7 protein-coding genes are annotated in these 5,166 nt (G+C 62.1%); 2 read left to right on the forward strand and 5 right to left on the reverse strand.

The annotated features are described in order from the left end of the window. From EOA36_RS26980 to EOA36_RS27000, 5 genes are all read right to left on the reverse strand, one after another. The coding region (locus EOA36_RS26980) for an O-acetylhomoserine aminocarboxypropyltransferase (protein WP_127280151.1) at positions 1 to 1,114 on the reverse strand (1,114 nt) is incomplete at its 3' end. A 158-nt stretch (positions 1,115 to 1,272) separates the two neighbouring features. Beyond that, a complete protein-coding gene (locus EOA36_RS26985) occupies positions 1,273 to 1,794 on the reverse strand; it encodes a CoA-binding protein (protein WP_127280152.1) in 522 nt (173 codons plus the stop codon). After that, the gene (locus EOA36_RS26990; RefSeq protein ID WP_127280153.1) at positions 1,791 to 2,573 is read right to left on the reverse strand and encodes an AAA family ATPase; all 783 of its coding nucleotides are present in this window, start codon (positions 2,571 to 2,573) and stop codon (positions 1,791 to 1,793) included. Before EOA36_RS26990 ends, EOA36_RS26985 begins: the two co-directional genes overlap by 4 nt. A 27-nt stretch (positions 2,574 to 2,600) precedes the next feature. Continuing rightward, on the reverse strand, positions 2,601 to 3,023 hold the full coding sequence (locus EOA36_RS26995; RefSeq protein ID WP_127280154.1) for a VOC family protein: 423 nt from the start codon (positions 3,021 to 3,023) through the stop codon (positions 2,601 to 2,603). Positions 3,024 to 3,032: 9 nt separating this feature from the next. Further along, a complete protein-coding gene (locus EOA36_RS27000; protein WP_127280155.1) occupies positions 3,033 to 3,857 on the reverse strand; it encodes an enoyl-CoA hydratase in 825 nt (274 codons plus the stop codon). Between the two features lie 153 nt (positions 3,858 to 4,010). Here EOA36_RS27000 and EOA36_RS27005 point away from each other — a divergent pair, with 153 nt between their 5' ends. Both EOA36_RS27005 and rplM read left to right on the forward strand, forming a co-directional pair. Next, positions 4,011 to 4,475, forward strand: coding sequence for a PaaI family thioesterase (locus tag EOA36_RS27005; protein ID WP_127280156.1), 465 nt, complete (start codon positions 4,011 to 4,013; stop codon positions 4,473 to 4,475). A 215-nt stretch (positions 4,476 to 4,690) separates the two neighbouring features. Then, on the forward strand, positions 4,691 to 5,155 hold the full coding sequence (gene rplM, locus EOA36_RS27010; protein WP_010915638.1) for a 50S ribosomal protein L13: 465 nt from the start codon (positions 4,691 to 4,693) through the stop codon (positions 5,153 to 5,155). The last annotated feature ends 11 nt before the right edge of the window (positions 5,156 to 5,166 follow it).

Genomic DNA, 5,166 nt, shown 5'->3' on the forward strand with positions numbered 1-5,166 from the left:
CGCCGACATTGGCCAGATGCGAGAAGAGTTCGAGCGCCTCGACGAATTTGATGCCCGCCTCGTAGCCGCCCTTGAGGCCGAAGGTGAACACGGCGCCGGAGCCCAGCGGCGAATATTTCTTCTGCAAGGCGTTGTTCTTGTCACCGGGCAGGCCGGGATAGTTCACCCAGGCGACCTTGGGGTGGTTCGACAGCCAGCCTGCGACCGTGATCGCGTTGTCGCAGTGGCGCTGCATGCGCAGCGGCAAGGTTTCGAGGCCGGTCAGGATGAGGAAGGCGTTGAACGGCGAGATCGCCGGGCCGAGATCGCGCAGGCCGAGCACGCGGGCAGCAATGGCGAAAGCGAAATTGCCGAAGGTCTCATGCAGCACGAGGCCGCCATATTCGGGGCGCGGTTCCGACAGCATCGGGTACTTGCCCGATTTCGACCAGTCGAAAGTGCCGCCGTCGACAATGACGCCACCGATCGAATTGCCGTGCCCGCCGATGAACTTGGTCAGCGAATGGACGACGATATCCGCGCCGTGCTCGATCGGGCGGATGAGGTAGGGCGAAGCCAGCGTATTGTCGACGATCAATGGCAGGCCGTGCTTGCGGGCGATGTCGCCGATCTTCTCGATATCGACGAAGGTGCCGCCAGGATTGGCCAGGCTCTCGATGAAGATCGCCTTGGTCCTGTCGTCGATCTGGCTTTCGAAGGTCGAGACGTCATTGGTGTCGGCCCAGCGCACCTCCCAGCCATAATTCTTGAAGGCGTGCCCGAACTGGTTGATCGAACCGCCGTAAAGCTTGTTGGCGGCGACGAAATTGTCGCCCGGCTGCATCAGATTGTGGAACACGATCACCTGCGCGGCGTGGCCGGATGCCACAGCAAGGGCAGCCGTGCCGCCTTCGAGTGCGGCGACGCGCTCTTCAAGCACCGCCTGCGTCGGGTTCATGATGCGGGTGTAGATGTTGCCGAAGGCCTTCAGGCCGAAGAGAGAGGCGGCATGGTCGGCATCGTCGAAGACGAAGGACGTGGTCTGGTAGATCGGCGTGGCGCGCGCGCCGGTGGCCGGATCGGGCTTGGCGCCGGCATGGACGGCGAGCGTATTGAAACCGGGCGTACGGGTCACGGAAACCTCCCTAAAAAACCTTCTGAAAATCGCCGGGCATTCTTGGCGAAGCCCGGCCCGGAATGCAAAGAAGAAAATACCCTTTGGCGTGGGACCTTCGACCAAGCCGAAGGGAAATACGGCTTTTGCCGGAATAATTTTGCGCTTTTGCCTGTCGCCTATTTCTGGCGGACGCCAAAACTCTGGAAGCCCTGGCGCATCAGCGGCTTCTTCGACGACAGCACCCCGGAATTGACCCCGGTCCAGCCGATCTCGCCGGAGAGCTTGCCGTACTCGATCTTGGGGCAGCGGTTCATCACCACCTTGATGCCGGCAGCCTCGGCGCGCGCGGCTGCCTCGTCATGGCGCACGCCAAGCTGCATCCAGATCACTTTCGGCAAGGGAACGAGCCGCAACGCCTCGTCGACGATGCCCGGCACCGCCGATGGCGCTCGAAAGATGTCGACCATGTCGATCGGCTCTGGAATGTCGGCCAGCCTGGCATAGGTCATCCGGCCGAGGATTTCCTTGCCGGCCTGGCCGGGATTGATCGGGAACACCGAAAAACCCTTGGCCAGCAGGTATTTCAACACGAAATAGCTCGGCCTGACGTCATTGGCCGACGCCCCGACCATGGCGATGGTCTTCACCGAATTGAGGATGCCGCCGATGTAGGTGTTGTCGTAGCTATCGTGATTCATGCCTCGTCCTCATACAACGCCTCGGTGAGAAAACCATCCGGGTCATTGCTGAAATCGCGCAGCATGCGGAAATGGTCCGTATCGCGAAAGTCGGCGGGCTCAAGCCCGAACCTGCTGATGCGGAACAGCCGCGCGCCGGGACAGGCCATCAGCAGCGGCGAGTGCGTCGCCATGATCACTTGCGCGGTGCCCGACTGGTCCATGCGCCGCAGCATCTTGAGCAGTTCGATCTGGCGCGAAGGCGACAGCGCGCTTTCAGGCTCGTCGAGTATGTAGATGCCTTGCCTGCGGCAGCGTTCCTCGAAGAAACGGATAAACCCCTCGCCATGCGACCAGGAGAGAAAGTCAGGCGGAGGCGGCCCGAACGGGTCTTCCAGCGCCGCCTGATCGAGATAGCGGGCGACGGAATAGAAGGATTCGGCGCGGAAGAACCAGCCGGCGGTGACCTTCGGCAGCCAATGGCCACGGAACGTGTTCGCCAGCGCGGCGCCACTCTTGTCGATGGCGCTGGAATGGTCGACCGGCCGGTAACCCTTGCCGCCGCCGGCCTCGTCGTAACCGGCCAGCGCCCCGATCGCCTCGAGCAAGGTGGATTTGCCGGTGCCGTTCTCGCCAACGATGATGGTGATCGGCGTGGTGAATTCGAGTTCGAAGGCGTGGCCGCGAAACAGCGGCAGGTTCCACGGGTATTTTTCCCAATCGTTCACGCGCTCGGGGTCGAGCAGGATGCGTTTGAGATAGGGTGCCTTCAGCCGCGTCAGCTGCTTGCGGTGGGCCATCACTTGGTCAGCATCGCCGGGGCTGCATCATTCGGGCAGCGAAATCGTGCCGTCTTCCGCGATTGGAAAGGCCGGATTGTGCGCCACTTCCCAGACATGTCCATCGGCATCGGCGAAATAGCCGTACCAGCCGCCCCAGAACGCGCGGCCTGCCGGCTTGACGATCTTGCCGCCGGCCTGTTCAGCCATGGCGAGCACCTCGTCGACTTCGGCATCGGAGCGAGTGTTGTAGGCGAGGTAGACCGCTGACGGCGCCTTGGTGAAGGCGACGCCGGAATCCTCCTCGGCGCTGGCGCGCGGGAACAGGCCGAGGATGGCGCCGCCCATCTGGAAGAAGGCGACACCATCGGTGATCCCGGCATGACGTTTCAGGCCCATCGCCTCGTAGAAACGCACCGCGCGATCGAGATCGTCGGTGGCGATGGTGATGATGGAGATGCGCGGTTCCATGCTCCCGTCCTATTCGTCCGTCCATTCCGGCTTGCGCTTGCCGATGAAGGCGCCGATGCCCTCTTCCGCGTCCCGCGCCAGCATGTTCTCGACCATGACGCGGCCGGTATAGGCATAGGCATCCGCCAGCCCCATTTCGGCCTGCGCGTAAAAGGCTTCCTTGCCGGTCTTCACGACCAAGGACGATTTGGACGCAATGGTTTGCGCGTATTTGGTGACAATCTGATTCAGGTACTCACGCGGCACGACGCGGTTGACGAGGCCGAATTCCTTGGCCGTTGCCGCATCGATCGTCTCACCGGTCAACAGCATCTCCATCGCCTGCTTGCGCGAGACGTTGCGCGACAGCGCCACCATCGGCGTCGAACAGAACAGGCCGATGTTGACGCCCGGCGTGCAGAAGGTCGCCTCATGCGAGGCGATGGCCAGGTCGCAGCTCGCGACCAGTTGCAGGCCGGCGGCTGTCGCCAGGCCATCCACCTCGGCGATGACAGGCAGGGGGTGGCGCACGATCGTCTGCATCAGCGTGGCGCAAGCGGCAAAGGTCTCTTCGAAGAAGGCCTTGCCGCGATCGGCGTCGGCGCGCCGCGCGGTCATTTCCTTGAGGTCATGGCCGGCGCAGAACACCTTGCCGTCCGCCGAGAGTACGATGACACGAACGGCCTTGTCGGCCCTGGCGCGGTCGAGTTCCGCCGTCAGCGCCGCCATGACCGCCAGCGACAAGGCGTTGGCGGGCGGATTGGCAAGCGTCAGGCGCAGCACGCCCTTGTCCAGCCTTGTCGTGACCGGGCCCTCTTCGGCGGCAGCAGGCTTGATGGCAAGGATTTCGGCCATGGCTAAGGTCTCCGCGACTCCGATCGTGTTGGCAGAGTATCTAATATCGGATCGGGTTTCGTCCAACACCCATCGCTTGCGCCAGGGCGATGTATATGTTGCCAGAAACGCCCGGCTGCCCCCATACAAGCATGCGCAGAACGAGAGACCGACATGCCCGCCCAGACCAATCTCAAGCCGGTGCTGACCGCAGTGCAGATCAACGTGTTGATGGAGAGCGTCTTTCCGCAACTCAATGAGAGTTCCGCCGCCTATGAGGCGATCGACGTGTTTCCCGGCGGCTGTATCGTGCGGCTCAATGCCGGCGAGCGGCATTTGCGCCCCGGCGGCACGGTGTCCGGCCCTGCCCTGTTTACGCTGGCCGACATTGGCGGCTATGTCTGCGTGCTCAGCCATGCCGGGCCGGATGCGCTCTCGGTCACCACCAACCTCAACATCAACTTCGTCCGCAAGGCCGAGGCCGGGCCGATCGATGGCCATTGCCGCATCCTGAAGCTCGGAAAGAGCCTGATGGTGTTCGACATCGACATCGTCGCCGGCCCGGATGGACACACGATCGCGCATGCCACGGGTACCTACTCGATCCCGCCGAAGCGCACCAGCGATGTGGTAAAATAATACCTTTTACCTAGGTCGTTGTTTTTGCTATTGTTTCTTCGCCGTAGAGCTTTTTGATCTGCTTGACGTGCAGTTCCCCCTCGCCTATAAGCCCTCACGAAGCAGCGGCCCGCAAAAGGCCGCCGTTTTGTTATTGGCTGATGACAAGCGTCTTTCGCCAATCCAAGCAACAAGAAACGCCTTCCCCGTGAAGGTCAAAACCGAGAGCAGAAAACATGACAACCTTTTCGCAGAAGCCTGCGGATGTGGTGAAGAAGTGGATCCTGATCGACGCCGAGGGTCTCGTCGTCGGCCGTCTTGCCACTGTCATCGCCAATCATCTTCGCGGCAAGCACAAGCCGACCTTCACCCCGCATGTCGACGACGGCGACAATGTCATCGTCATCAATGCCGACAAGGTGGTGTTCACCGGCAAGAAGTTCACCGACAAGGTCTATTACTGGCACACCGGCCACCCCGGCGGCATCAAGGAGCGCACCGCGCGCCAGCTGCTCGAGGGCCGTTTCCCCGAGCGTGTCGTCGAGAAGGCCGTTGAGCGCATGGTTCCGCGTGGCCCGCTCGGCCGTCGCCAGATGAAGAACCTGCGCGTCTATGCAGGCGCGGAGCATCCGCATGTCGCCCAGCAGCCAGAAGTCCTCGACGTGGCCAAGCTGAATTCCAAGAACAAGAAGGTCGCATAAGATGGCTGAGC

This window comes from Mesorhizobium sp. M8A.F.Ca.ET.021.01.1.1 (assembly GCF_003998025.1).
In the GTDB taxonomy this organism is placed as follows: Bacteria; Pseudomonadota; Alphaproteobacteria; order Rhizobiales; family Rhizobiaceae; genus Mesorhizobium.

Coding starts and splice junctions, on each gene's coding strand:
- EOA36_RS27005 (WP_127280156.1), top strand. CDS start 4,011: ATGCCCGCCCAGACCAATCTCAAGCCGGTGCTGACCGCAGTGCAGATC.
- rplM (WP_010915638.1), top strand. CDS start 4,691: ATGACAACCTTTTCGCAGAAGCCTGCGGATGTGGTGAAGAAGTGGATC.
- EOA36_RS26985 (WP_127280152.1), bottom strand. CDS start 1,794: ATGAATCACGATAGCTACGACAACACCTACATCGGCGGCATCCTCAAT.
- EOA36_RS26990 (WP_127280153.1), bottom strand. CDS start 2,573: ATGGCCCACCGCAAGCAGCTGACGCGGCTGAAGGCACCCTATCTCAAA.
- EOA36_RS27000 (WP_127280155.1), bottom strand. CDS start 3,857: ATGGCCGAAATCCTTGCCATCAAGCCTGCTGCCGCCGAAGAGGGCCCG.
- EOA36_RS26995 (WP_127280154.1), bottom strand. CDS start 3,023: ATGGAACCGCGCATCTCCATCATCACCATCGCCACCGACGATCTCGAT.